This window comes from Mycoplasma sp. 394, from assembly GCF_054353895.1.
Genome location: NZ_JBTHHL010000007.1, coordinates 27,040 through 53,431 on the forward strand (window position 1 = coordinate 27,040; position 26,392 = coordinate 53,431).

General features: G+C 27.4%; 20 protein-coding genes and 1 pseudogene. 7 read left to right on the top strand and 14 right to left on the bottom strand.

All coding sequences use genetic code 4. The features are described from left to right. Positions 1-7: 7 nt before the first annotated feature. From ACXYRQ_RS03140 to ACXYRQ_RS03155, 4 genes are all read right to left on the bottom strand, one after another. Positions 8-910 carry a type I phosphomannose isomerase catalytic subunit gene (locus ACXYRQ_RS03140; RefSeq protein WP_458613942.1) on the bottom strand — a complete coding sequence of 301 codons (903 nt, stop codon included), beginning with the start codon at positions 908-910 and terminating at the stop codon, positions 8-10. Beyond that, complete coding sequence (locus ACXYRQ_RS03145) at positions 903-1,184, bottom strand: hypothetical protein (RefSeq protein ID WP_458613943.1); 282 nt, start codon at positions 1,182-1,184, stop codon at positions 903-905. Before ACXYRQ_RS03145 ends, ACXYRQ_RS03140 begins: the two co-directional genes overlap by 8 nt. Further along, entirely contained in the window at positions 1,171-3,165 is a 1,995-nt protein-coding gene (locus ACXYRQ_RS03150; RefSeq protein WP_458614804.1) for a PTS fructose transporter subunit IIABC, read from the bottom strand. The genes ACXYRQ_RS03145 and ACXYRQ_RS03150 overlap by 14 nt, the downstream gene beginning before the upstream one ends. A 79-nt stretch (positions 3,166-3,244) precedes the next feature. Then, on the bottom strand, positions 3,245-4,087 hold the full coding sequence (locus tag ACXYRQ_RS03155; RefSeq protein ID WP_458614805.1) for a MurR/RpiR family transcriptional regulator: 843 nt from the start codon (positions 4,085-4,087) through the stop codon (positions 3,245-3,247). 256 nt (positions 4,088-4,343) lie between these two features. Between ACXYRQ_RS03155 and pyk the strand changes: the two genes are divergently transcribed. The 5 genes from pyk to ACXYRQ_RS03180 all read left to right on the top strand — a co-directional run bounded on the left by pyk (position 4,344) and on the right by ACXYRQ_RS03180 (position 10,492). Next, the gene (gene pyk / locus ACXYRQ_RS03160) at positions 4,344-5,777 is read left to right on the top strand and encodes a pyruvate kinase (protein WP_458614806.1); all 1,434 of its coding nucleotides are present in this window, start codon (positions 4,344-4,346) and stop codon (positions 5,775-5,777) included. A 165-nt stretch (positions 5,778-5,942) separates the two neighbouring features. After that, a complete protein-coding gene (locus ACXYRQ_RS03165) occupies positions 5,943-7,370 on the top strand; it encodes an Eco57I restriction-modification methylase domain-containing protein (protein WP_458614807.1) in 1,428 nt (475 codons plus the stop codon). Continuing rightward, a complete protein-coding gene (locus tag ACXYRQ_RS03170; RefSeq protein ID WP_458613947.1) occupies positions 7,363-8,103 on the top strand; it encodes a hypothetical protein in 741 nt (246 codons plus the stop codon). Before ACXYRQ_RS03165 ends, ACXYRQ_RS03170 begins: the two co-directional genes overlap by 8 nt. Positions 8,104-8,436: 333 nt before the next feature. Continuing rightward, on the top strand, positions 8,437-9,390 hold the full coding sequence (locus tag ACXYRQ_RS03175; RefSeq protein ID WP_458614019.1) for an adenine-specific methyltransferase EcoRI family protein: 954 nt from the start codon (positions 8,437-8,439) through the stop codon (positions 9,388-9,390). Further along, positions 9,371-10,492: an HNH endonuclease family protein gene (locus ACXYRQ_RS03180; protein ID WP_458607423.1), complete on the top strand. Its 1,122-nt coding sequence runs from the start codon at positions 9,371-9,373 to the stop codon at positions 10,490-10,492. Before ACXYRQ_RS03175 ends, ACXYRQ_RS03180 begins: the two co-directional genes overlap by 20 nt. Positions 10,493-10,503: 11 nt before the next feature. Here ACXYRQ_RS03180 and ACXYRQ_RS03185 read toward each other — a convergent pair whose 3' ends face one another. From ACXYRQ_RS03185 to ACXYRQ_RS03210, 6 genes and pseudogenes are all read right to left on the bottom strand, one after another. After that, positions 10,504-12,090 carry an APC family permease gene (locus tag ACXYRQ_RS03185; RefSeq protein ID WP_458613948.1) on the bottom strand — a complete coding sequence of 529 codons (1,587 nt, stop codon included), beginning with the start codon at positions 12,088-12,090 and terminating at the stop codon, positions 10,504-10,506. Continuing rightward, positions 12,080-12,870 (bottom strand): annotated as a pseudogene (locus ACXYRQ_RS03190) (Nif3-like dinuclear metal center hexameric protein). The gene ACXYRQ_RS03185 and the pseudogene ACXYRQ_RS03190 overlap by 11 nt, the downstream one beginning before the upstream one ends. Beyond that, entirely contained in the window at positions 12,870-14,288 is a 1,419-nt protein-coding gene (locus ACXYRQ_RS03195) for an RNA polymerase sigma factor (protein WP_435129426.1), read from the bottom strand. Before ACXYRQ_RS03195 ends, ACXYRQ_RS03190 begins: the two are co-directional and overlap by 1 nt. A gap of 1 nt (position 14,289) precedes the next feature. Continuing rightward, on the bottom strand, positions 14,290-16,209 hold the full coding sequence (dnaG, locus tag ACXYRQ_RS03200) for a DNA primase (RefSeq protein ID WP_458613950.1): 1,920 nt from the start codon (positions 16,207-16,209) through the stop codon (positions 14,290-14,292). A gap of 11 nt (positions 16,210-16,220) precedes the next feature. Then, on the bottom strand, positions 16,221-17,588 hold the full coding sequence (locus tag ACXYRQ_RS03205; RefSeq protein WP_458607419.1) for a glycine--tRNA ligase: 1,368 nt from the start codon (positions 17,586-17,588) through the stop codon (positions 16,221-16,223). Positions 17,589-17,688: 100 nt separating this feature from the next. After that, complete coding sequence (locus ACXYRQ_RS03210; protein ID WP_458614808.1) at positions 17,689-19,188, bottom strand: MAG3090 family protein; 1,500 nt, start codon at positions 19,186-19,188, stop codon at positions 17,689-17,691. Positions 19,189-19,431: 243 nt separating this feature from the next. Between ACXYRQ_RS03210 and ACXYRQ_RS03215 the strand changes: the two genes are divergently transcribed. Then, positions 19,432-21,165 (top strand): GIY-YIG nuclease family protein, encoded by a 1,734-nt coding sequence (locus ACXYRQ_RS03215; RefSeq protein ID WP_458614809.1) that lies wholly within the window; start codon positions 19,432-19,434, stop codon positions 21,163-21,165. A gap of 26 nt (positions 21,166-21,191) precedes the next feature. On the opposite strand, the gene asnS is transcribed toward ACXYRQ_RS03215, so the two are convergent. From asnS to ACXYRQ_RS03235, 4 genes are all read right to left on the bottom strand, one after another. Beyond that, positions 21,192-22,544 (bottom strand): asparagine--tRNA ligase, encoded by a 1,353-nt coding sequence (asnS, locus tag ACXYRQ_RS03220; protein ID WP_458614810.1) that lies wholly within the window; start codon positions 22,542-22,544, stop codon positions 21,192-21,194. A gap of 102 nt (positions 22,545-22,646) precedes the next feature. Beyond that, positions 22,647-23,378 carry a hypothetical protein gene (locus ACXYRQ_RS03225; RefSeq protein ID WP_458613955.1) on the bottom strand — a complete coding sequence of 244 codons (732 nt, stop codon included), beginning with the start codon at positions 23,376-23,378 and terminating at the stop codon, positions 22,647-22,649. A 27-nt stretch (positions 23,379-23,405) separates the two neighbouring features. Continuing rightward, positions 23,406-23,801 (bottom strand): hypothetical protein, encoded by a 396-nt coding sequence (locus tag ACXYRQ_RS03230; protein ID WP_458613956.1) that lies wholly within the window; start codon positions 23,799-23,801, stop codon positions 23,406-23,408. Positions 23,802-24,147: 346 nt separating this feature from the next. Then, a complete protein-coding gene (locus ACXYRQ_RS03235; RefSeq protein WP_458614811.1) occupies positions 24,148-25,563 on the bottom strand; it encodes a hypothetical protein in 1,416 nt (471 codons plus the stop codon). Positions 25,564-25,742: 179 nt separating this feature from the next. Between ACXYRQ_RS03235 and ACXYRQ_RS03240 the strand changes: the two genes are divergently transcribed. Continuing rightward, positions 25,743-26,392, top strand: a 650-nt coding sequence (locus ACXYRQ_RS03240) for a hypothetical protein (protein WP_458614812.1), incomplete at its 3' end; no start/stop codon positions are given.

The window sequence follows — 26,392 nt, forward strand, 5'->3', positions numbered from 1 at the left end:
TAGGTTTTTATAACACATTAATAAATATTTTCATAGAACCTTTTATTAATATATCTTTTAAAGCATAACTAACAAGTAAAACATCCCCTGCTCTTATAGCAACATCATTAATAAAACCAATACCTGAATAAACAACTATTTCCAAACAATGCTTTGCTTTGTTTTTGATCTTTATCTCTTCATTATTTAAATCATATACCGATAAATTAAAGTTTGCCGCATTATATAAGGCGTTTTTTTGGTATTTTTGAATTTTTGGTTGAAGTTCCAATTTCATCGTTTCTAGTGATTGATCGCTATGTATTTGTCGCATTTTTCCGTTCTCATCGACTCTTTGGTAATCATAAAGCCGATATGTAATATCACTAGATTGTTGTAATTCATATACCATTGTTTCAGATGGGATTCCATGGACTAATCCTGCTTGAATAAAAACAAAATCACCGATTTGCAAACTTACTTTATTTAAATATTGTTCAATATCCGAAGAATTAATTGATTTAGATATCTTTTCTTTTTGATTGGTATTTGTACCTAAAATAAAGGGTTGATGATTGTTTTTTAAAACATACCAACACTCATTTTTACCTAATGAACTAAATGCTTTTGCATAGTTATCGTCAGGATGTACCTGGATACTTAGTGGATGCTTCGCATCCAAAAACTTAGTTAAATTCGGATATATAAATGATTGAGCTTGCTTTTTTGTTAAACCGAAAAATTCTGGATTACTTCTGATAAATTCATTTAAGGTTTGCTTTGTATGTGCAACTACAGATTCACAATCTTTGATTGTTGATATCAATCATGCTTCACCTGCATTAAAATCCAAATGATACATTTGCTTTATGTTATCATTTGCTCATAAAGTTTGTTTGAAATAAGGTTTTAAAAAGATAATTTTATTCATTGTTTCTTAATTTCTTATTAAAAGCAGAGTTAGTAAATAATGCTAATAAAATAAGTAACAATCCTGATAAAACTAACAAGAATATCCCATAGACAAATTGTGAAATGTTTATAACACTTTTTCCTTTTGCAATTGCATTAGCAACAAACATTTTATATTCTGGTGCTCCGAGAGCAGTTAAAGTGATACCTACAATTAGCAAAACTACTGCAACAAAAATAATAGTATATAGGATTATCCAATCTTTATATTTTAAAAACTTAGTTTTTAGCATTTTTACCTTTCTTTCAAAAATTGATTTTTGATAATGCTGCTGCAAACTTAGAATGCTTGTTAATTTCTTTATCTTTTCAAAATCCATAAATTAATGCTGTAATAGTAGTCCCAATAATAATAGCAATAAAGTAAAATAGAATACCAAGTCCAGTTCCGTGTACATTCGAACCTACTGCACCTAAAATTGCTACAATTGGTCCACCATGTGCTGCTGCATTAGTCACTGATAAAGCACCTGCAATTCCCCCTGCTACTGCTGAACCAATTACATTTGCTGTAATAACTCTTTTTGGATCAGCAACAGCAAATGGAATAGCCCCTTCTGAAATACCAATAAATCCCATCAAAATAGCTGATGCACCCAGTGATTTTTCATTATTGCTAAATTTCTTTCTAAAAATCAAGGTAGCAAAACCCATTCCAAGTGGAGCAACAGGAATTGCAGCACCTACCATACCCATAGGTTCAAATATACTTTGTGTTACAAGTGCAGATGATGATAAGAAAGCAACCTTATTTATCGGACCACCCATATCAAAACCAGCCATTCCACCTAATAAAATACCGAGCAACAATGCAATTCATATTCCGATGTTAGAATCTTTTGTAAAGATATGTTTTAAAGCTTCAATAAAGCGATCCATAACATATCCTATTGGAGCGCCTATGACAAAAATTACCAGCATAGAGTAAAATAAAGTTACTCCGATTGGTATTACAAACATAGGTATAATAGCAGAAATTGATTTTTGAATTTTTAAATTAGCAATCCACTTAACAGTATAACCTATTAATAATCCAAACAGAATACTTCCGACAAACCCCATCGGGGTTGCTGCTGAAATTCCACCTATGCTAAAGAATAAATCATTTTTATTAGCAATAAACGATACTACAAAACCAGGCATAATTGCAGCTCGTCCTGCAATTGAATATGCTATATATCCACCTAATGCACCAATCATCAAGGTAAATGAAACAACCCCGATTTCAAGCAGCCATCATAGGAAATCTCCTTTTGGAGCAGATGTATTATTTCCGTAAATAGCTTTACCTAATCCTAGGGATATCGCTATCATAATACCACCAAATATAACATATGGAATCATATATGATATCCCTTTGATAATATGTTTTAATACTCCTTGTTTGGTATCATCTTTACTTTTTTCTACATTTTTTTCATTATGATAGATTTGTGCCAATGATGCTTTTTGTATAACAATATCTGGATTGTGAATTGCTTCTTTTGTTGATGTTACATATACTTTTTTACCATCAAAATCTTCTAAAGGAATTTTAACATCTGAAGCAATAATTACAAATTCTGCATCTTTGATGTCTTGCTGTGTAAGTTGATTTTGAATTCCGACTGATCCACGTGTTTCTATTTTAGGTTGATATCCTAATTCACTTAACTTATTATGTAGTGTTTCTGCTGATAAATATGTATGAGCAATACCGACTGCACAAGATGTAATTCCGATTACTTTTTTGCCCTGATTTGATGCTGTAGTTGCTAAATCTTTATTTTCTAAATACGAATCGATGAGATTGTATATTCGGCTGACATCATTACTTGTTTGTAGTTCTTCGGTTGTTTGCGAATCAAGTAAAATAGTAGAAACCTTAGCTAAAGTATGCATATGTAAGTTATTTTTGTTTTCTTTTGGAATCAAAATCACAAACATATTATGTACATCACTTTTATCAAAGGTATCTCATGAAATTGGTGTCTTTGATTTAATGAAAAACAAAGCAGGTTGTAAAATACTTTCAGATTGACAATGAGGAATCGCAAATCCTTTTTCCATTCCTGTTGAAAACTCTTTTTCTCGCTGCTGCAAAGCAGCAAAAGTTTTTTCAACAGAAATGGAAATTGAAAGTTCATATGCTTTATTTGCGATAAAATTGAATACTTCTGCTTTATCATTAAATGATTTATCTATAAAGATGTATCCAGATTTAAATACATTCATTTTTCCTCCTGTAATAATTCTATCTTTTGTTATTTACAGGAAGGATAAAAGAAAAAAATTTCTCTATATGAATTAAAAATTAGAAATTATTTTTATTTCATGCATTAAGAATTTTTATATTTTCAGCATATTTTGAATCATAATTTTTAACTTTAAGATGTGAAATTAACAAGAAAATTAAATCAGCAATAAATTGTTGGTTAATTTTTGATGATATTGAAATAAATCGTTTGTTTTGCTCCAGCGTCGAATACAAAATTACATTATCATATTTTTCTTTTGCTTGCTTATTTGCACTGATAAGTGCGAATTTGATATTACTTTGCATAAATAAATCAACTGCAAATTTAATTTCCTTGGTATCACACGATTTAGAAAACAAAACCACAAATTTATTTTCTATATCTTTTTGACTTGAAATCAATAATAGTGAATGAAAATCTCTAAATGCAATAGCATTTACACCTATTTTTTGCAAATTTATTCCTAATTCAGATGCAGACAAATAAGAACTACCTGCTCCATATAAATATACTTTATCTGATTGTATTATGTTGTGTACACAGTTATTAACATCATTTAAGTTGATTAAATGTGATGTTCGAAAAATACTTTCTTTATAAAACAAAAACAACTGTTTTAGAATAAATTTTGGATAATCTTGTTTTTCATTGGAATTTAAATCAGTATTTAAATAATTATGATAAACAAAAAATTGCATATCTTTTAATGAATCAAAATTAAGCTTTTTAGCTAATTTTGATATTACCGAAATAGATATATCAGTTTTATTACTAAGTTGTTTAATTGATGATTTATAAAACTCATCAGGATATAACGATGCAAATTCAATTAAATTCATTTCGGTTTTAGTTAATTCATCAAGTTGTCTTTTAGAAAAATATGTTGATTCTTGCTTCATAATGAAATTTTATTGCATATTTTGCTTTTTTAAAGTGATTATGGAAATATTTTTAATAAATTAAGCAAATTTAAATTTTTTACTACAAAATATAGTAAAAACATCCTAAAATAGACATAATTCTATAAAAAATACACAAAATTATGTCTATATTCATTCAAAAAGTTGCATAAATTTGCAATAAAGAAAAAATGCTGCTAAAAAAATATAATATTTTTGGTACAATAAATAATATATCAATAACAAGGAGAATTAAATGAAATTAACCGATAAAAGAACAAAATTAGTCGCTACAATCGGTCCTTCTAGCGATAATTTGGAAATGATGCGTTCTCTTGTTTTAAATGGTGCTTCAACCATTAGAGCAAACTTTAGTCATGGTTCATATGAAGAACAATTAAATAAATTTAATCTTGCAAAACAAGTATCTAAAGAATTAAATATCCCTATCTCATTAATGTTAGATACCAAAGGTCCTGAAATCAGAATCGGAAAAATGAAAGATGGGATGCAAGTGATAAGTGCTGGTAGTGAAGTTTTAATTCATACCACAGCAGATAAATATGCAACTTTTGAAGGGACTCCGATTGAAATAACAGTTGCATATGATATGTCACAAGATTTATGTGTTGGTAACGAAGTTCTAATCGATGATGGAAAACTTACTACAGTTGTAATTGAAGTAGGAACTGGATTTGTAAAAGTCCGTGCAGAAAATACTCATAAAGTTAAGACTAACAAACGTGTTAATTTGCCTGGTGTAGACTTTTCTCTACCATTTTTATCAACAAAGGATATTGAAGATGTTAAATTTGGGATTAAACAAAATGTTGATTATATAGCAGCTTCATTTGTTAATACAGCAAAAAATGTAAAAGATCTAAGAAAACTTTTAGATGAAAATGGGGGCAGTCACATTCAAATTATTTCAAAAATCGAATCACACCTTGGATGCATTAATATCGATGATATTATCAAGGAATCTGATGGAATCATGGTTGCTCGTGGTGATTTAGGTCTTGAAATCCCTTACTACGATGTCCCATATTACCAAAAGAAAATTATTCGTAAGTGTCGGGAAGCAGGTAAACCAGTTATTGTAGCAACCCAAATGCTGGATTCAATGGAAAATTCGCCACATCCGACCCGTGCTGAAGTTACAGATGTTTACTATGCAGTTGAATTAGGAACCGATTCAACAATGCTCTCAGGCGAAAGTGCAAACGGATCATTCCCCCTTGAAGCAGTTAAAACAATGACTAATATTTCTAAACGTGCTGAAAAAGAATTTTATTCTAGACACTACTACGGAAGACAACTTGAAAGTGTCTGAAATAACTCTAATCAACACGATAAAAGAACCCAAATTGCTTACCACATAGCAAAAAAAGTAAAAGATGGAGATTATAAATATGTTGTAGTTCTTTCAAGAACTGGACATCTCTTAAAACATGTTTCTAAGTTCCGTCCTAATACAATTACTATTGGATTGGTAGATAATGAAAAACTTATAAGTGGTTTCGGTATCTACTCAGGTGTCTTTGTATCAGTAGATTCAAAGAAACTATTTAATGAAATCAAGGCGGATTATAATAAAGCTCAATTAGCCTTAGTTCCTTACGGAATTCAAAAAGGTGATAAATTCTTAGTAGTAGAAAACGAGAAATTTACCGAACATACAGTGGAATAAGAAATTTTATAATTAAGAAACATTATACTTAGATGAATTTAAACACAGTGTATCGTAATACACAGTGTTTTTGTATGACATTATCACTATACTCTGCTTTTTTATATATTTTAAATCACTTAACATTATTATATAAGAATGATCAATTAATGATAAAATAAAAATATGAGCAAAGTAAAATATTTAGGAGAAGTTTATACACCCAAGAATGTTGTTGATATGATGCTAGATAATATATCTTATAAAGATGACATTATTCTTAACAAACATATTATTGATAACTCTTGTGGTGATGGGGCATTCTTAAAAGAAATTGTTAATCGGTATTGTGATGCTTATTATCAAAAAAACGGTAGCTATGATAATATAGAAAAAGATTTATCTAAATACATACACGGTATCGAGATACAAACAGATAAAGTTGAACAATGTATAAATAATTTAGATTCTATTTTAAAAGAAAGAAGAATAAAAGAAGTTAGATGAGATATATTAAATGCAGATTCAATACAAATCGATAAATATAACAATAAAATGGATTATGTTGTCGGAAATCCTCCATATGTTAGAATCCATAATCTAGTGGAAAATTATGATGCTGTTAAATCGATGAAGTTTTCGAGCAAAGGGATGACAGATTTATTTATAGTTTTTTATGAAATAGGAATTAATATGCTTAATGATACTGGAATATTAAGTTATATAACACCTACATCTATTACAAACAGCAGAGCAGGAACAAATTTCAGAAAATATATTATCGATAATTTTCTTTTTGAAAGTTTTATCAACCTTAAGCATTACCAACCTTTTCAAGGCATTACTGCTTATACTGGTATATTTACCTTAAATAAATCGAAAAAGAATGAAACAACTAAATATTTTCAATGATCAGGTTTGGGTAAAAAGGAATTTATATCTGAATTAAGTCCAAATATTTATTTTATTAATAATAACTTCTATTTTTCGAACATAGAAAATCTAAACACCATTAAGAAGATATTGACATTTCCGGATAAAAAATACAAAAACTTTTTTGTGAAAAACGGAATAGCGACTCTTGCTGATAAAATATTTATTAGTAAAAATTTTTTATTTGATTCAAAATATATTATCCCTGCATACAAAGCTTCAACAGGTAATTATGAAAATATAATCTTTCCTTATGATATCAATGGTAATTTAAAAAATTTTTCTTCTTTCGAAAAGAATTTGCAAGATTATTTTTTAAACAACAAGGATGTTCTTAATGCACGAAGTATAGAAAAAAATGGCATCTGATATGGTTTCGGAAGGACACAAGGTATAAAAGATGTATATAAGAAAAAAATATCCATAAACACCCTGATAAAAGCACAAAAAGATATTAAACTAAATATTATAGATCCTGGAATTGCAATTTACTCTGGACTTTACATTACCGGCGATATTTCTTTTAAAAAGATAAAAGAAATATTAGATGAAGATTTTATTAAATACATTGAAATTTTAGGTAAATATAAAAACGGTGGTTATTACACCTTTTCAACTAGTGATTTAAAAAAATATATATGTTATAAACTATATGCAGAATGTTTGGATAATAATGAATAATAAGATTTTAGAAATTTTAAAAGATAGTTTTGTTTCTTATATTATCAATGGTTCAAGAAGTAATAGGAAGCTAAAAATTTTGCACAGTCAGATTGCAATGGATATAATTAGCAAATTAAAACAACTTCAAGATAAAAATGATATCTACAAAGTTGTTTCATTAGATTTAAAAGATGGCAAAGAAGAGAAGATTTGTGGTAGATATATGGATAAAACAGTTGATATATTGATAAAGAAAAACGATGTAAATTTCGCTGCAGTCGGGGTAAAATTTATTATGTCTAATTTTAAACAAAATAAAAATAATTATTTTGAAAATTTATTAGGGGAAGTAGCAAACATCCGAAGTGCAAATATTCCTTATTATCAAATCTTGTTTATACCTGAAAAACTTCCTTACATTTCTAAGAATGCTGGCATTATCAAAAAATGAGAAACAGTTACTGAAAATGACTTAATCAAATACAGAATATTAGGTAAAGATAATACAAAAATATATTTTCACTCCCCTGAAAAAATGTTTATCGGTATTATTGATTTTAATTATGATAATATAGATTTTAAAGACTATGAAACTTTTTCTACATTTTTCCTTGATATAAAACATAATAACAAATTCTCCTTCTCTAAAATACCTTCATATGATAAAAATACACAAGCAGATTCAAATTTAATAATAAACGATTATGAATTATTTATTCAAAAAGTTGTTTTTCACATCCTTTCGATTTAATAATAAAGTATCATAACCTTGTTTTTGAAACTTCTTTGGTATTTAAATGTATTTTTACTATAAATTTTCTCTTTTAGACAATGTAACAGCGAAATTAGAAATTTTAGTTTATAATTTATATAAATATTTTTTATGTTAAATACAAAGTATTAAACATAAAAAATAAGAAAGGAAGTTAAAATATGAAACTTATAAGTACTGCTCATATATATATATATATATATAGAAGTGTAATTAAATATTTTAACTTGCTAAAAATTCAAACAGCTTGTATTTTTAATACAAGTTGTTTTCTATATAAATTTAGCAAGTTAAAGGGGGTGTGTTATTAAAATAACAGATTCCCAAAATAAGAACAATAATCTTCATTCGGCAAAAAGAGCAAAAAACGATGAATTTTTCACTTTATATGAAGATGTAGCGAATGAAATAAAATATTATGAAAATTTTCTACAAAATAAGCACATTTTATTTCCTTGTGATTATGATTACGATACTTTAAAAGAATCGCAAAAACAAGAATATCGAGAAAAAGGTTTTGTAAATGGTATTAATGATAATTTTGCTTTTTCTCGCTTTTTCAATGCTAAAAATCAAGGAAATGATTTTAATAAAGGTTGAAATAATATACTACATTTTAGTAGTTATAATCCAGAAACAAATGAAGGAACTACTTTTCAAACAAGCATCCCAGAATTTGCTAAAAAACATCCTGATGGTGTAGTTATAACAAATCCTCCATTTTCTCTATTAAGAGAATTTATAAATTTACTAATTGAAAATAATTTGAAATTCCTTATTATTGGTAATAAAAATGGAATTTCTTATAAAGACATCTTTAAATTAATAAAAGAAAATAAGGTTTGATTAGGAATTACAAGTCCCGGGGACTTTGTTACAGGTGAACAACCAACAAAAAGTCTTAAAGGTTTAACTCGTTGATTTACTAACATTGAAAACACAACAAGAGAAACTAAATTAATGTTATCTAAAAGTTGAGCAGAAAACCCCGAATATTATCAAAAATATGACAACTACAATGCAATTAATGTTAATAAAGTTATTGATATTCCATATGATTATGATGGAGCTATTGGAGTACCTATTACATTTTTAGATAAATACAATCCAGACCAATTTGAGATCATTGGTAAAATGTCTACAACAAAATTAGATGAATTTGAATTAGGTTACCCTTTTATAAATAAAAAAAGAATATATAGTAGAATAATAATCAAAAACAAAAATCCGCAAAGGATGGTGAATAATGGAAACAAAAGAGTTTAACATAAAAGAATTAGTTGATAAAACTAATTCAGGTGATATTATAAGTGATATAACATTACAAAGAGAAATTATTTATAGCTCAGAAAAACAATCATTAGTTATAGATACTTTGATGAAAAAACTTGTTCTTCCTCCTATTATTTTGTGAAAATTAAATGATAATAAGTTAGAAGTAATCGATGGAAAACAAAGAATTCATTCTATAAAGAAATATATAAATAACGAAATTACTTGAAATGGTCAAAATTTTAATGAACTTGGTAAAAGCGACAAAGCTAAGCAAGATGAATTTAGTAAAATGAAAATTAGCGCTGTAATTCATACAGGAACCGAAGAAGAAAAACGAACCGCTTTTTATCGAATAAACACTTGTGGTGTTCCTTTAAGTGAGTTTGAAGTTATAAACGGATTGGTAGATAACAAATTCATCCAAGAATTAAACCAATATGTAAAAGATAACAAAAAATTAAGAAATCTCTTTGGTGAAACAAACTCAAGAGGAAAATATCAATTTATCATTTTAAAACTTGTTTCTAAACTTTCTAATGTGGAAAATATAGCAAAATGAATGAAGAATCAAGAAAGTTTTAGCAATCATAGTATAAACATAAATAAAATGCTACGATTTATCGAGAAAATTTTCCCACAGATTAACAATAAATATAAAGATATCCCTCTTCTTTTAAAACTTGCAGATAAATATAAGGATAAACAATCTCAAATTCTACAAAATGCAGTGCAAATAAAAGCACAAATAACATTGTTTTATAAAGATAAAGATTTAATGAAAATAATCGATACAAAACAAAAAGAGAAATATTTCATCGAACTTCTTGAATTAAAAACTACGGATGTAGATAAACGAAGATTCTTCAATCTAGAAGAAAAGGAAACTTTATTTAATAAAAATAAAATAAATAAACCAGATAGCAACTTAGTTGTTGCTAAGTGTGCTAAATGTTTAAATGAATTTGAAAAATCTAATTTAGAAATGGATCATATTATTCCATGGAGCTTAGGTGGCCCAACTAATTTATCAAATGCTCAATTACTTTGCAAAAGTTGTAATAGTTCTAAAGGTAACAAAGAAAACACAGTTTAACTGTGTTTTCTTTATCAAATAAGTCTATTTGAAATAACGTTATCTGTTTGTGAATCAGATTGTTCTTCTTTGTTTTCTACTACTTCTTGTTCTTCTTTTTCTTCTTGTGCATCTAACATAATTAAGGTGCTAAAGTTTTTAACTAGGTTGTTTTTGAATACTGCTTTTTCTAATGCATAATTAATTGCTGGTAGACTAAATAATAAAATTAAGTTTAAAAAGTAGTATAAAACAGGTAAGTAGTTGGGTATCAATCCACCTTTATTTTGGTCGTAGAATACTCCCCATCCATTTGGATTGGTTGTATTTGAACCTAAGAATGTAAAAATAACCACTAAGTATACTATTTCAGCAACTGCTATTCCTGTGACAGCCAATGCAGCAGAAATATAAAATACTCATTTATTAATCTTATTAGTTTCGCTAATTTTATGTCTTTTTATTGCGTATAATAAAATTACCAGTGCATAAATATTAAAGAAGAATAAGGTTGGATAATTTGATACTGCATCGATTAAGATATCAGTATTTAATACAATTGCAGGGATGTAAATTAAAACACCTCAAAATGCAAAAATAATTGTGATGTAAATTCAAAATGTTTTTTGTAATCCAAAACGTTTAATCAAAGCACTTGATCCAAAGTATAGTTTGGCTTTTACAGTATTATGGGTTTCATTAATAAATGCTGCACTAAGTCCGTTTAAAACCCCAAATGTTGAGATTAAAATAAAGAATCAAATAATAGGACTGATGTATGCTGCAACTGATTTAGGTAAAGTATCTGATAATAACCCACCGATGTTACCTTGATTATGTAAAATTGATGAAAGTGCAATTAAGGTGTATATTACCACCACAAAAGCCATTCCAAAGAAAATTGCCTTCGGTACATTTTTGTTCGGTTTTTTAATCTTATGTGACATTGATGCATTACCTAAGAAAGCATCGTAAGCAAATAATACAGCAGGTAAAGCAGCAACCAATCCTTTGATGCTAAATGATTTACCTATAATGGTAAATGCATTTACTCCACCAGCATTATGTACATTTGGTAGCACAATTCCGATGAATAACGCTACTAATATAGGTACAAATTTTAATATAGTAAAAAATGACTGTAATTGCCCTGATGTTCGAGTTGATGCATAGTTTAGTAGCATAAACACGATCATAAATAACAATCCAATAATAATATGAACCACACTATGAATATGTGAAGTATCTAGTTTTGAAGCAGCACCAATGAAGGTGAATCATACTTCAGAACCAAAGATTCCAAGTAGTGCATTTAAAGCACCAAAGTAAAATGTTGAAAATGATATGGATGTAAAGTATCCAAGTCGCGAACCACCTACTTTAAAGGCTCAATTTGATAAACCTGTCAGTTTTGTGTTCTTAAATGAGCCAATTTCAGCAAATGATAATGCTGCTGTAAGTGAAATTAAACCTCCTACTATTCATGCTAGTAATCAAGTGACTCCATCTCCTCCTGTGGTCCTAGAAATAGAACCATTTTTGAAGAAGATACCAATTCCGACAACTGAACCGATTACTAACATTAAGGAGAAAAATAAACCAATTTTTTTATGTTTCATTACTTCCTTTTATGTTTTGATATGGTATTTTTAGTTTGTATATATGTATTTTAAGATTATGAAATTTTGCTTGCAAAATTTCTTGTATATGGTTTGTAAACACCTGTTCTACTAGGTGCGGGATTGCTAGAACAGCAATTTTATGTTCTTTATATGTAATTCAATCACTTCATTTAACATCTGATGTGATAAATAATGCATTAGGATATTTTTTAGCTAACTGATTGATTGTTATAATATCACCTGAACCGGCTAAAATAACACAATATGAGTATTTATATTCTAAATCAGATGCATTGCTTTGAAAGTTAGATAAATTTAAATATTCCCAAAAAAGTTTTTGCACATCTGAAATAGATATTTTTTTAGCAATTATCGCTGTGTATCTAGGACCTTCAGAAATTACATAGTTTGATAAATTTATCGCTTTTGCAATTTGATATGAAGTTCCATTTACATCAAAATCATAGTTTGTATGCATTGAATATGCACTAATTTTTTTTTAACCAACCCTTTTTTGATCTTCTGTTTATACTCTGCTTTTTGTAGCATATCAGTTTTTGTTTTTTCAAACAAAAACGGATGGTGGGTGATAATCAAATTGCACTGATTTTCTAATGCAAAGTTATAAACATCAGATGTTAAATCAATAGCTAATACAACTGATGTTACTTTTTTATTTTTGTTTGCTTTTAAAGCATATCCAGATGGATCTCATATTTCTTTATTAGACAAAGGAAATAGACTTTCTAGATATTCTATAATAGTATTTACGGACATTAATATCTTAAATAATCCCTTAAATTTTTACCGTATTTAGGATTTCCTTTCAATTTGCGTAAGATCTTGTTTTCAATTTGTCTAATTCTTTCCTTTGAAACATTGTTACGCATTTTTGCTAGTTCTTCTAAGGAGTGAATCCGATACCGTTGTCCGTTTTCATCATATCCTATTCCATAGCGACGACATATAAGTTCTTTTTCTTCTTTTTCTAAATAATTATCAATCATATCAAGCAAAATAGTATGTAACTCCTCGTGGGCCGCAAAATCCACTGGATTAATAACTACTTCATCCTTAACAAAATCACTAAACGATGAATCATTTTCTTTTCCTACTTGTTTGTCAAGTGAAATAGGATCAATATTTATTTTTTTAATGTAACCAACTCTTTCAGCAGTGAAATCTCCACCAATACGCTCAGCAATTTGTGCTAAGGTAGGTTCATTACCTAACTCGTGTTGCAATTCACGTTCTATTTTAGATACCTTATTAATGGTTTCTACCATATGAACTGGGACTCTAATGGTTCGTGCTTGATCAGCTACAGCACGGGTGATAGCTTGTCTAATTCACCATGTTGCATAAGTTGAAAACTTATATCCTTTATTAACATCATATTTTTGTACTGCTTTCATTATCCCTTGATTTCCCTCAGAAATCAAATCAATAAACGAAAGTCCTCGATTTTTATATTTTTTAGCATTATTAATCACAAGACGCAGGTTTCTTAAAATTAATTTATCCCGAGCTCTTTTACCACGAAAACCACCACGATCCATTTCTTTGGATAATTGTACTTCTTCTTCCTCAGTTAATAGTTTTCCATACTTACCAATTCAACGCATATATCATTTGACTATATCATTTGTTTCAGTAAGTTTGTTAGTTAAATTACGTGCTTTTTTATTCTCGGTTTCTAGCAAAGTTGCTTGTGAACCTAAGGTTTCTAAATCAAAGTCACCAAAACTAAATTCATCATCAGAAGCATCATCAAAAAACATCGAATCTTCTTCTTCAGGTTCTTCATCTTTTTCTTCATCTTCTTCATCATCTGTTGATAATGATTCTAAATCATAATTAGGTTCTTCGGTGTCTTCTGAAAAATCTTCATCTGCATCAAATTCATCTAATGGAAAATCTACATCATCTAAATCTAGAGTATCGGATTTGAAATTAGGTTCCAATTCTTCTTCGATTTGATCTCTGCTAACTGCATCTAAATCACCTGCATCACTGTGGTTTTCTAAAATATTTGCTTGAAATAAAGCATCTAAAAAATCATCGTTTTCTTCTGCATCAACATATATATTATGATTTAATAAAATGTCAAACACTTTTTCTTGAGAAAAATGATTTGTTTTAGATTTTTTCATCTCTGTTTTTAAAAGCTTGATAACATCTTTGTAATCTGACATTTTACCTCTTTTCTATTCTTATTTTTTTGTTTTGTATATTGGCTAATTCTTTTTGATATTCACTTTTACGACGAAAGTTTTTAATTTGATTTTCAATATAAAATTGCTCATTTGCTTGTGCCGCTTCCTTAACATATGGAAGTAAATTTAACTCAACTGTATCATTTTTTGCTGCATTTTGATACTGCAAATCTATATCATTTTGACATTGTTGCATATATTCTTGAAAATATGAATAACTTTGCTGGTCGCTTTGAAATTTACTTAATTTCAAAAAAGTTTGATATAAATGTTCTTTTAGCTCGGTTAATTTTGCTTCGATGTTAATGTTTTCTATTGCTTTATCAGCACTTTCAAAAATATCTTGCTCAATTACTTCATTAATTTTTAGATTGAACATTTTTATTTCAGTATATAAATCTCGCAATTGTGCAGGTTGGCTAAAAATGACTTCTAAACCTTGTTCACTATAAAATAAGTTTGAAAAATCATTACGACAAAGCATAAAAATCAAAATCTTTAATCTCTTGAATTTGCTTATTTCATCAAAAAAATGTTTTTTATTCGGATTTATTTGAAATCTTAGATTAACAGGGAATTCAAAATTCATATCAAAGGGATGTTTTTGAATTTGTCTAGGTTGATAATCAACATAAATATTATTTATATCTATATCATAGTTAAATTCACTCTTTATTTTATTTTTAAAATATGCTTTATTTTCGTTTGATAAGTATGATAAATAACTATTAAATTCAATTACAAATTCCTTGATTTTATTAAAATCAGAATTTTTTGTTATAGCAAAATTTATTTTTAATGTATCATAAACAAAATCAATTGCTCCACGTGTGGTTTGCATCAGTTGTTTTAAGGTTTCTGCTCCTTCTTTATTTAAAATCTCATCAGCATCTTTTTGGTATGGATTTATAATAACATCAATGCGATTAATTTTATTCGATAATAATGTCTTAATAGTTTTTAATGTAGCATTTATCCCTGCTGCATCATTATCTAAAAATAATTTAATTTTATAATTATATAAGAGTGGAATATGTTGATTAGTAAGTGCTACACCCATTAAAGCAACAACATTTTTTATCCCTGCTTTATAACATGCAATCGCATCAATAAAACCTTCTACAATTACAACTTCTTTACTGCTTTGAATGTGGTCTTTTGCATTAAAGTAGTTGTATAGAATTTTGGATTTATTAAATAAATTACTTTCAGGTGAATTTAAATACTTAGCTACTTCATTGGTTATTGTGCGGCCACTAAAACCCACTATTTGACCATATTGATTTTTAATCCCGAAAACAACCCTATTATGAAAGTATTCTACATAGTTTTCGTTAATCAAACCACTGCTATATAATTTATCAAATCCATAACCTAATTTTTCATTTAAGTGTTTTGATAATAAATTAAAATCAGGTGCAAATCCTATATCAAAATAACTTATAAGTTCGCTATCAAATAAATTACGTGTTTTTAAGTAGTTGATAGCTGCATTGTTTTTAAGTAGTTGCAATTTATAAAAAGTGTTTGCTGCTTGCAAAATTTCTAATTGTTCTTGCTCTTGTGTATTATATTCCACTAAATCGGATTTATTTAATGAACTAAAATCTAATTCTTTTCCGATGTTTTTTGCTAAATACACAATTGCATCAGTATAACTCATTTGTCTTTTTTTTGTTAAATAAGTAACTATGTTACCACTTTCTCCGCAAGAAAAACATTTATATATTTGTTTTATTGCTGACACAGAGAAACTGGGATTGCTATCATTATGAAATGGACATAGTCCTACATAATTATTACCTTTTTTATTTAATTGGACATCTTCAGAAATGATATCCACTATATTGTTTGAAGAAGTTATTTCCTTAATCAATTCATATGAAATTGCTTGTGTCATTACCCTCCAAACTAAATATATTCATTAATTTGCTCAATCAAAATGCGAAATTGCTCCATTGTATCGCGATTTCTTAATGTAACAGTTGCATCTTCTAAACTTTGATGATCAACTGTTAAACATCAATATGTCCCAATTGCATCATTGCGACGATAACGTTTTCCGATTGAGCCACTTTCATCATAACTTGTCGAGATTCCTAAATCAATTAATTGGTGATAAATTTTTAATGCTTTTTCAGAAAGTTTTTTAACTAACGGAAGTACAGCAACTTTATAAGGTGCAATTTCTTTTGGAAATCTTAAAACTATTCTTTCATCACTTTCTGTCGCTTTCTCAACATCATAACAATTTACAAGTATAGCAAGCATTAAACGATCTAAACCAATACTTGGTTCAATCACATAAGGAATTAATTTAGTATTTGTTTCTGGATCTAAATATTCTAAACTTTCTCCACTTGCTTGCATATGTGCTCTTAAATCAAAATCAGTTCGATTCGCTACTCCTAAAAGCTCACCTCAACCAAACGGGAATAAAAATTCTATATCAGTTGTTGCATCAGAATAATGTGCTAATTCTTCTGGGGTATGTTCTCGAATCCTAACATTTTCTTTTGTTATGCCAAGTTTTTTTATTAACTTCATACTTTTTTGAATATAATAATCAAACCATTTTGGCGCGTGCTCAGGATAACTAAAAAATTCTAATTCCATTTGCTCAAATTCACGAGTTCTAAAAATGAAATTTCCTGGAGTAACTTCATTACGAAAACTTTTTCCTACTTGTCCGATTCCGAAAGGTAATTTAGCACGAGTTGTTCTTTGCACATTTTTAAAGTTTATAAAAATTCCTTGTGCTGTTTCTGGACGTAAATAAATTTTTGATTTATTTCCTTCAATTACTCCTTGGGCAGTTTCAAACATTAAATTAAATTGCTTAATTTCGCTTCATTGTGCTTTGCATCCATCATATTCAGGTAAATTTTGATTTAAATATTCTCGCATTTGATCATTGCTAAGTTGTTCAGGGATAATGTTGGAATTAATTTCATTGATTAATTTGTCAGCACGGTATCTTTTTCCGTTCACTTTGTTTTCAATTAGTGGATCATTAAAATTCCCGACATGTCCACTTGTTTCTCAAACTTTTGGGTTCATTAAAACTTTTGAATCGATTAAAAAATTATTAGTTTCTTTTAAAATAAATTCTGTTTTTCATATTTGTTTGATGTTATCTTTTAATAAAGAACCTAACGGACCATAATCTCAAGTATTTGAAAGACCTCCGTAAATTTCACTGCCTTGAAAAATAAACCCAGTGCTTTTAAGATGGTTAACTAAAACTTGCATAAATTCTTTATTATTTTTATTAAACATTTTATTATTATACTATTTTTATATTTTTTAAATATAAAAATTTGCTATTTTATAACTTTCTACAAAAATGCAAAATAAAAAAGTCAAAAGACTTTTAAATTTAGTTAAGCGGTGGAATTACACCTACTCATAATAAAATCACAAGAACAAATAGTATTGCAAGTGCTAAAGAAGCAAATAATACTGTTCAGAACATATATGGAATACGTTCTTCAGTTACTACAACTTCGCTTTCTTCTTTTGGTTGTGCTTTTGCTACATCTGAAAATACTACAACATTAGTTTGTGGTTTAACTTCAGCTGCGATAATAGGATAGTGATATGCTTGTTGTGGAACAAATGCTAAATGTAATCCTTCGAACACAAGATATGATAATCAGTGTACTAATAATACATTTCTACCACATTCTTTTCGATAATATACGGCTGTTTCTGGATTGAATTCGATTTCAGGTTTACCAACAATTTTTTCAGATAATGATTTTACAGATGTTGCCAATGAAGCGGCGACTAATTCGAATAATTTTTGTGCTTTTTTATCATCAGTAAATTTATTAGAAAGTTTTTTAGTAACTACTAAAACATTTTTCAGTTGTTCCTTGATTCTTGTTAAATCTTGCTCAGATGTTGTTTTTTCTTCTTTGAAAAATTCAGCAACCTTAGAAATTCTTTGTGCATAAACAGCTAGAGCCTCAAGTTGTTTAGTAGGTTGTAGATTTTCAATAAATTCGAATCTAATAGGTTCTTTTGAACCCGTAGAAACTTCCTTTACTACTTCCACAGGTACTTCTTTTACCACCTCTTTAATAACTTCGACTACTTTTTCAACTGGTACTTTTACTTCTTTGATAACTTGAACTTCGATAGGAACTTCTTTAGTAACTTCTACTTCCTTAACAACTTCTAATGGTACTTCTTTAACTACTTCAATTTCTTTTACTACCTCAAACGGTACTTCCTTAATAACCTCAACTTCTTTGATGATTTCAATCGGTACCTCTTTAATGACTTCGACTTCTTTAACAACTTCCTTTACCACTTCAACAATTTTTTCAACAACTTGAACTTCTGGCTCAGTTTGCTTTACTTCTTGAACTATTACCGGTGCTGCTTGACCTTGTTTTTGAAGTTCTTCGTTTAGTCTTTGTAGTTTTTCGATTTCTAAATCTTTAGCAGATTTTTTTCTTTCAATAATAAATTCATCATCAACAGGGAAGTATGTTTCATGTTTTCTAAGAACTTTAAAATCGTTTAGTCTTTCAAGGTAATCACGAGCCTCATCTGATTTTCTTGCTCCTGTTTTTGAATCAATAAAGAATTCAGATAATACATCACTTTCAACTACATTACCATCAAATTTATCAACATTGATTTCGTAAAAATCAACACCTTCTTTTCATTCTGAAATGAAAATTCCCCCAAATACTTTTTGATCTGTTTGGAATCAAGTTGCACAATCATATCCCAGTGATAAAAATCAGTTCATCGCATCTTTACGAGTTTTAAATTGAGCTAATGCATCTTTTACTTTTGGGTGCTTAAGCACTCATGGATAGTTTTTATTTAATGCTGGTTTATATAAACATAATAGACGTTTCATATTCTTCCTTTAATTTTTTTAATTTTCCTCACTTTTTGCTTACAAATAAGAATATTAGAAATAATTGTTAATATTATATAATATTATTACCACAGCAGATATTGCTAAATACATATTTTTATTCCTAAAAAATAGGAAAAAAAGTAAAAATTCAACTTTTTTTCTTAAAATAAGCAAAGAAAAAGTAATTTTTTTCTTTTTTTCCTATGGTATAGGTAAAAAAAGAAAAATAAACGAGGCAAAATGAATAACAAAGAACATATTTTAGAGAAAATTAATCAAATTGTTCCAGATGAATGTGGTGTTTACTTATGAAAAAACAAGAACAACGAAATTATTTATGTCGGAAAAGCTAAAAATCTAAAGAAAAGACTTAAGCAATATTTTGAAGGACATAATAATTCTTGATTAACACCAGTAATGGTTGATCAAATAAATGATTTTGATTTCTATATATGTAAATCTGAGCGAGATTCTTTTTTAACAGAATTAAAATTTATAAAACAATTTCAACCTCGCTATAATATAAAACTTACAAACAAAAATACATATCCTTATTTTATGTTTGTAATTGATAAAAATGGTTTACATATAGATATTAGTGACAATCTAAATAAAAAAAATCTAAAATATTATTTTGGTCCGCTTACACCTACATCACAATTTTCAGCTTTTTACGATGTTTTATGTAATCAGTTTTTATATTATAAAGGACTTAAAATTACCAATAAAGATGAATCGTATTGATTAAATGCCCTTGAAGAAATTAAAAATATTTTCAAAAATAAATCGCCTGAATTTATTAAATTAATTGCAAAAAAAGAAACAGAATACAGCAGCAAATTAGAATTTGAATTTGCACAAGTTTATAAAAATGCTTCTGTGTTTATTAAATCATTATTACAAACACAAATTCTGCAAATTAGTAACACACAATCACTTGATTTTTTTGCTTTTGAAAAAGTAAATCAAAACATTTTTATTTCAATCCGATCTTACCAACACGGTTCTACCACTTATATTGAAAACATAAATCGCAAATTTCAAGGTTTACTAACTGAATTTATCGAAAAATTTATCAATGATTACTATAAAAAACGACCAGATATAAAAAGCAAAATCTTGCTAGATTTTGTTTATAAATCTGAAAACCTTATTTTTGATGACAACCTTACTAAAAGAATCTTATATCCACAAAAAGGGATTTATAAAAGTATATTAGAAAACCTTAAATCAAATGCTCAAATCCAGGCAAAAGAATATGCGCGAAAACATATAATTAAAGATAATGTAGCTTTATGAATTAAACTAAAACAGGAATTAAATTTATCCGAAATAGATAAATTTATTATTTTTGATAATTCTTTTGAGAATTATCAAAAGGATGTTGCTGGTTCTTCTTTATGTTTTGATATCACGGGTCAAATAAAAAACTTAACTACTTTTAATAAATTATCAGAATTCAATCAAAAAATTGATAAGCATTCAGATGTACAATTTACTTACTATAATGCTGTTTCTTTTTTACAAAAGCATAAAAATAAAATAAATGCAAATGATGTTTTTATTGCTGATGGCGGCATTGCTCAAATAAATGAGATTAAGGAAGCGTTAAAAAACTTCAATCTTAATAATCTTGTTTTTGGTTTGGTAAAAAACGATAATCACAAGACACAAAAACTTATTAATGATTTAGGTAAAACTATTCAATTATCTGATGAAAGTTTTTTATATTTCTCTGCTTTACAAGAACATGTAGACAAAAATGTGAAAAGATATTATCATCAACTTGCTGATTCAAAAAACACACTTAAAGGGTCATTAAACATCCCTAATATAGGTAAAAAAACTATTACGGCATTAATTGCTAAATTTGGAACTTATGCATCTATAAAAGAACAATCGCTTGAAAATCTTACAGAAGTCATCGGAACAAGTAGAGCCCAATCTGTTTATAATTATTTTCACAAAAAATAGTATTTATCCAAAAGATAAACACTATTTTACATCCTGATATTACCTGTGGTTCTCGGAAACGGAATGCTATCACGGATATTTTCCATTCCTGTTATAAACATCACAAGTCTTTCGAATCCAATCCCGAATCCAGATGATTTAAGATGTCCAAAACGTCTTAAATCAAGATATCATTGTAAGTCAACTTGATCAATACCGAGTTCATTTACTCGTTTTACGATTTTAAAATAATCTGTTTCTCTTTGACTTCCACCGATTAATTCCCCTATTTCGGGAACTAATAAATCAAAAGCCGCAACTGTTTTACCATCATCATTTTGATACATATAAAATGCTTTAAATGATTTAGGAAAATTAATAACAGCAACTGGAGATTTATATACAACATCAGTTAAGTATTTTTCATGTTCGCTTGCCAAATCTAGTCCAAAATGGATATCTTTTTCTTCAAATATATCTTTTACTTTTTCAAGTTCTTTTAATGCATCTTGATAATCCACAATTTTTAATTCTGAATCTAAAAAATTGTGGATTTTATTTAATAAGTTTCCATCACTTAGTTTATCTAAAAACTCCATTTCAAAAGGATGTTTAGCCATGGTATTTCTTAAAACAACCTTTAATAAATCCTCTGATAATAAAATAGTTTGATGCAAATCATAAAAAGCCATCTCGGGTTCAATCATTCAAAATTCCGCTAAATGTCGTTTAGTATTCGATCGTTCCGCTCTAAATGTTGGTCCAAATGTATAAATATTTTTAAATACATTTGCATAACTTTCTCCATGAAGCTGACCTGTTACTCCTAAGGTTGATTTGTTCCCTTTACCAAAAAACGGATCATCCACATTCGAATCAGAGACATTAAACATTTCCCCTGCACCTTCTCCGTCATTAGAAGTAATAATAGGTGTAGTGACATAATGAAATCCTTTAAACATAAAATACTTATGGATTTCTTGTGCCAAGGTTGAACGAATTAACATCACTGCTTTTAAAACATTTGTACGGTGACGCAGGTGTGGAATTTCCCGTAATGTTTCAAGTTTCATTTCTTGTGCTTGAATCGGGTAATCTTCATCTACTTTTTTATATTCAATTAACTTGGTAGCAGTCATTTCAATAGGTTGTGGTGCATCTGGTGTAGTTCTCAAAATCCCTTGTAAAGAAAGTGCAGATCCGGGTTTTAAAATATCAAGAACTTCGAAATCAAAATCACCTTTGAACACTACCTGCAAGTTTTTTATGGTTGACCCATCATTTATTTCTAAGAAGCGAATCTTTTTATTTCCACGATTAGATGTAACTCACCCTTGAATTTGAATATCTCAGTTGTTATAAAAAATAGGTTTTAATAAAATACTTTTTATTGTATGCATTTTTCTCCTTTATTATATTATACTAAATTTGCTTCTTTGCTGTGTTAAAAGTTGTTAATTTCTCTATATCTTCTAAATTAAATATTTCATTTTATTTTTTAATTACCTTATTTTATTGTTATTTTTATAATATAAAAATGCTTGATATAAATCCTTATAAATCATATTACCATAATTTATTTGTTTAAAATGATAACCAAAAATTAAGAAATAATAAATAGCTAATTTATTACTTTTTCTTATTATAACTGTATCAATAACCTTATAATTCATATAAAATATCTTATTACTCTTATAATAAATATGACATAAAAATTTATTATCATCATACTTAGCGTCTTGTTCATTATTTAGATAATATTGTTCTTCTGAATATTCAAAATAATCAAATATCTTAGTTAATTTATTATATAAATATTTATATTTTTTATAATATAAAACTATAAAAACTGATTCTATAACCAATGCAAAGGCATAGAAAATATCTACATATCTTCATTCCTTAAAATAACCTAATTTTATTTGAGACGCAAGTTTATTGTATGCATCCAAATTTACAATTAATTCGTTTATAAAAAATAATAAGAGTATAATAAAAAAGGACATAATCATATTCTTAAATATAAATTTGTTTTCTTTTAAATATAATTGACCTCCTTTTTTAAATAGTACATTTGTTTGCCTTGCTTCTGTTATACTAACAAGTTTTTGACACTTATAAATAATGAAATTAGTGAATGAGTTTGTATTAAATAATATAATGAAAGAAAGCACTAAGATGTTTGTTGATATAATCACCCCTAAACACATTAATATAAATAAAAATAGTGACATAAAGCTTCCTTAAATATCAAATGTATATTAATCACTTTGTTCTTCGTTAAAAAAATTAACATAATCAAAATACAAACCTTGATAATATTCACTATGCTCATCTTTTCATGATTTGTGCATATCAAAAATAAAAAAAGCAAAAACATCATATGCACTTTCTTTAAATATTTCTTTAACTCTTTGTGTTGTCAGTACCCTTACCCTGACATCAAAAAAGTTTGTTCTAAAATATATATAATTATTTGTGGTAAGCCCGTTGTTAAAGTAAATAGTATTATCAAGCATATATTCACAATCGATTATTTTGCTACTTTTGACTTTTTCATCAAAGTGTTTTCTGACTTTTCTCCCTATATGAAAGCACTGAAAGTAATAATGAAATGTAAAAATATCAGTAATGATATATGTAATAAAGTTTACCATAAAAATTATTATCATTTCTGGTGCTGTTTTTGTATTAAAATACTTGTCTAGTAGGATGAATGTTATTGTTAAAATAATATGTGTAACAAAACGAAAAATTATTGCTATTACTCAATAAAAAATTTCCTTATTATAAGATATAAGATACTTTCTAAACTCATATCATCCCTTTACAAAGTTTATATGATACTCTTTTGTTTTTTGACTTATATCTCTGCTGTATGTATCTTTTGCTATAAAAAAGAAACTTTGATATCTTTTTGTATATGCAATTATAAAAACAGGATAGAAAATAACCGCAAAACAAGCATTTATTATCAACAAAATAAAAACATATTCAAACATTTTATCCTAAATTATCTGTTTTTGTTTTATTAGGTAATTTTCTTATATATCATTCATTTAATTTTTTATTATATATCTTTTGCATCCCTCATGCATAAAGCATTCAATCAGGTTTTGCTAACATTTGTTCTAAGGTTAATACTTCAGATGTTTTAAGATTTTTAAAAACTAAATTCCTTCCTCCTTTACCGCCTTGATTATAAGGTTTATCAATTGGTGTTTCTTTTACTACTACTCATTCAACTCTTTTAATATTTTCTAAATTTATCGCTATTGTTTGTAACTGATTCTCTAATTCTGATAAAAAGTTATTTATCTTTTTATTTTTCTCTTCCATACTATCGATTTCTCTTTTTGTTAAATAGATATCAATTGAATCAAGAACAAATCCTGTTGTATGTAAAAAAGCTTTTTTGAAAAATGTTTTATATGGTACTTTTTCAATTGCTCAAAATTTACCTTTATAATTCTTTGCTGCAGAAAAAACATTTCAAGTTCACCCAGAAATAACATTTTTACCATATGAATAACCTGATAACGCTTCATCTGTTGAACTTTTTTTAGGAAACTGAAATATTTCTGATAATAATTTATGATTCTTTATATATTTATCTCTTCTGGATTCTAATATACTAATCGCTACACTTAATCCTATGGATGCACCTGCTGATAATGCAGTACCAAAAAAACCTAATCCAAAGCTAAAAATACCTGCAAAAAAGCTAAATATAGATACAGCAGACATCGCTATTTGTGCATTTAGTAATCTTTTTATTATATTGTTATACCAAAGTATATTATCATTTATATCTATATAAAGTTGTTTTATATCTTGTGATTTGGATTCAAATTCAAAAAATTGTTTTGTTAGATTTTTTGAATTCATTTCATTACTATCTATGTTTATTACATAACCATTATTCGCATCTAGAACGGTTCTTTGTATTGTAGATTCATTATTATTTAACTTTGCTACTTCTTTTTTAACTGTATGTACACCAGATTTAAAAGTATTTAAGGACTTTGTTAATTCGTTCTTAAATTTTTTATATCCTGTCTCGTTAAGATAGTTATTTATATTTTCTTGTTGGTCTTTTGTAATCAGATTATTTGTTTTATAAATATCCAAAAAATTATTCATTATTTCTTTATAATCATCTAAGGAAATTTCGCTAATTGGTTTATTAATACTTTTATTCTTTTTAATAATTCCTTCCGATATTTTATCTAGTATATTTTCTTTATTTTTAAATATATTTTTTGATAATTTTTCTATATATTCTATATTTAAATCCTTATCAGGTTGTTCCTGAATTTTCGGAAAACTTGTTTCTAATTTTACATCATTGTTGTTAATACCAGTTAACCCGTTCAAACCAGAAGTGACATCACCTATTTTAAAAATAATATTCTTCATTTTATTCCTTTCTCATATAAATAATTCTATCAAAGAATCCAACATAAGTGGTTTATTTGTTGAATTTATTTCACTTTTATGATATGTATGTTGTATATGTATTATTGATTCGGTATTTCTTTGTGATATAAATTCCTTATATAAAATAATTCATTATAATTTGTCTATATAGGGGTTATATGAACAAAAAATTAAAAACTTTATTGATATTATCAAGTTTAACAACTTCTACTATCGCAGTAAGTTGTGGAACAACTACATTTGCTAATACAAATAGATCTGGTGGAAGTGATTCTGTAACATCAGATAAGAATAAGAAACACGAACCTTCTCCACAAGAATTAAGGGATAAAGCAATCGAGTTGTTTGTAAAAGAAAATAAGATTAATGATAATTATTATAAATATGATGGACAAAAAGATAATAATCCGTTCTTAAAAGATTGGGATTATTGGTTTAAAATCCCTGGTTATAGCATTAAAAACTATGATGCTGATGATGTAAGAAATTGAAAATTACATATTGCTAAGCCTTATATGAACATCGGGGATTTTGGTAAGATCAACGATGCATTTGATCAAAAAATTAATGGTGGAGTCGATCAAAGTTTATGAAAAGCAAAGAAGCAAAAATTTAATGATTGAGCCAAAGCTGAGTTTGGTTTTATTAAGCCGAATCCTGATGTTGATATAGAAGTATCGATGAAGAATTATAACGGGGATTTATATCAACTAATTAACGATGTGGTAAATGATAAAATAAATATCGATGAACAAACAAAAGAAAATTTTTATAATGAAGTTTTAGCATATTTAAATTCTGCTAGTGA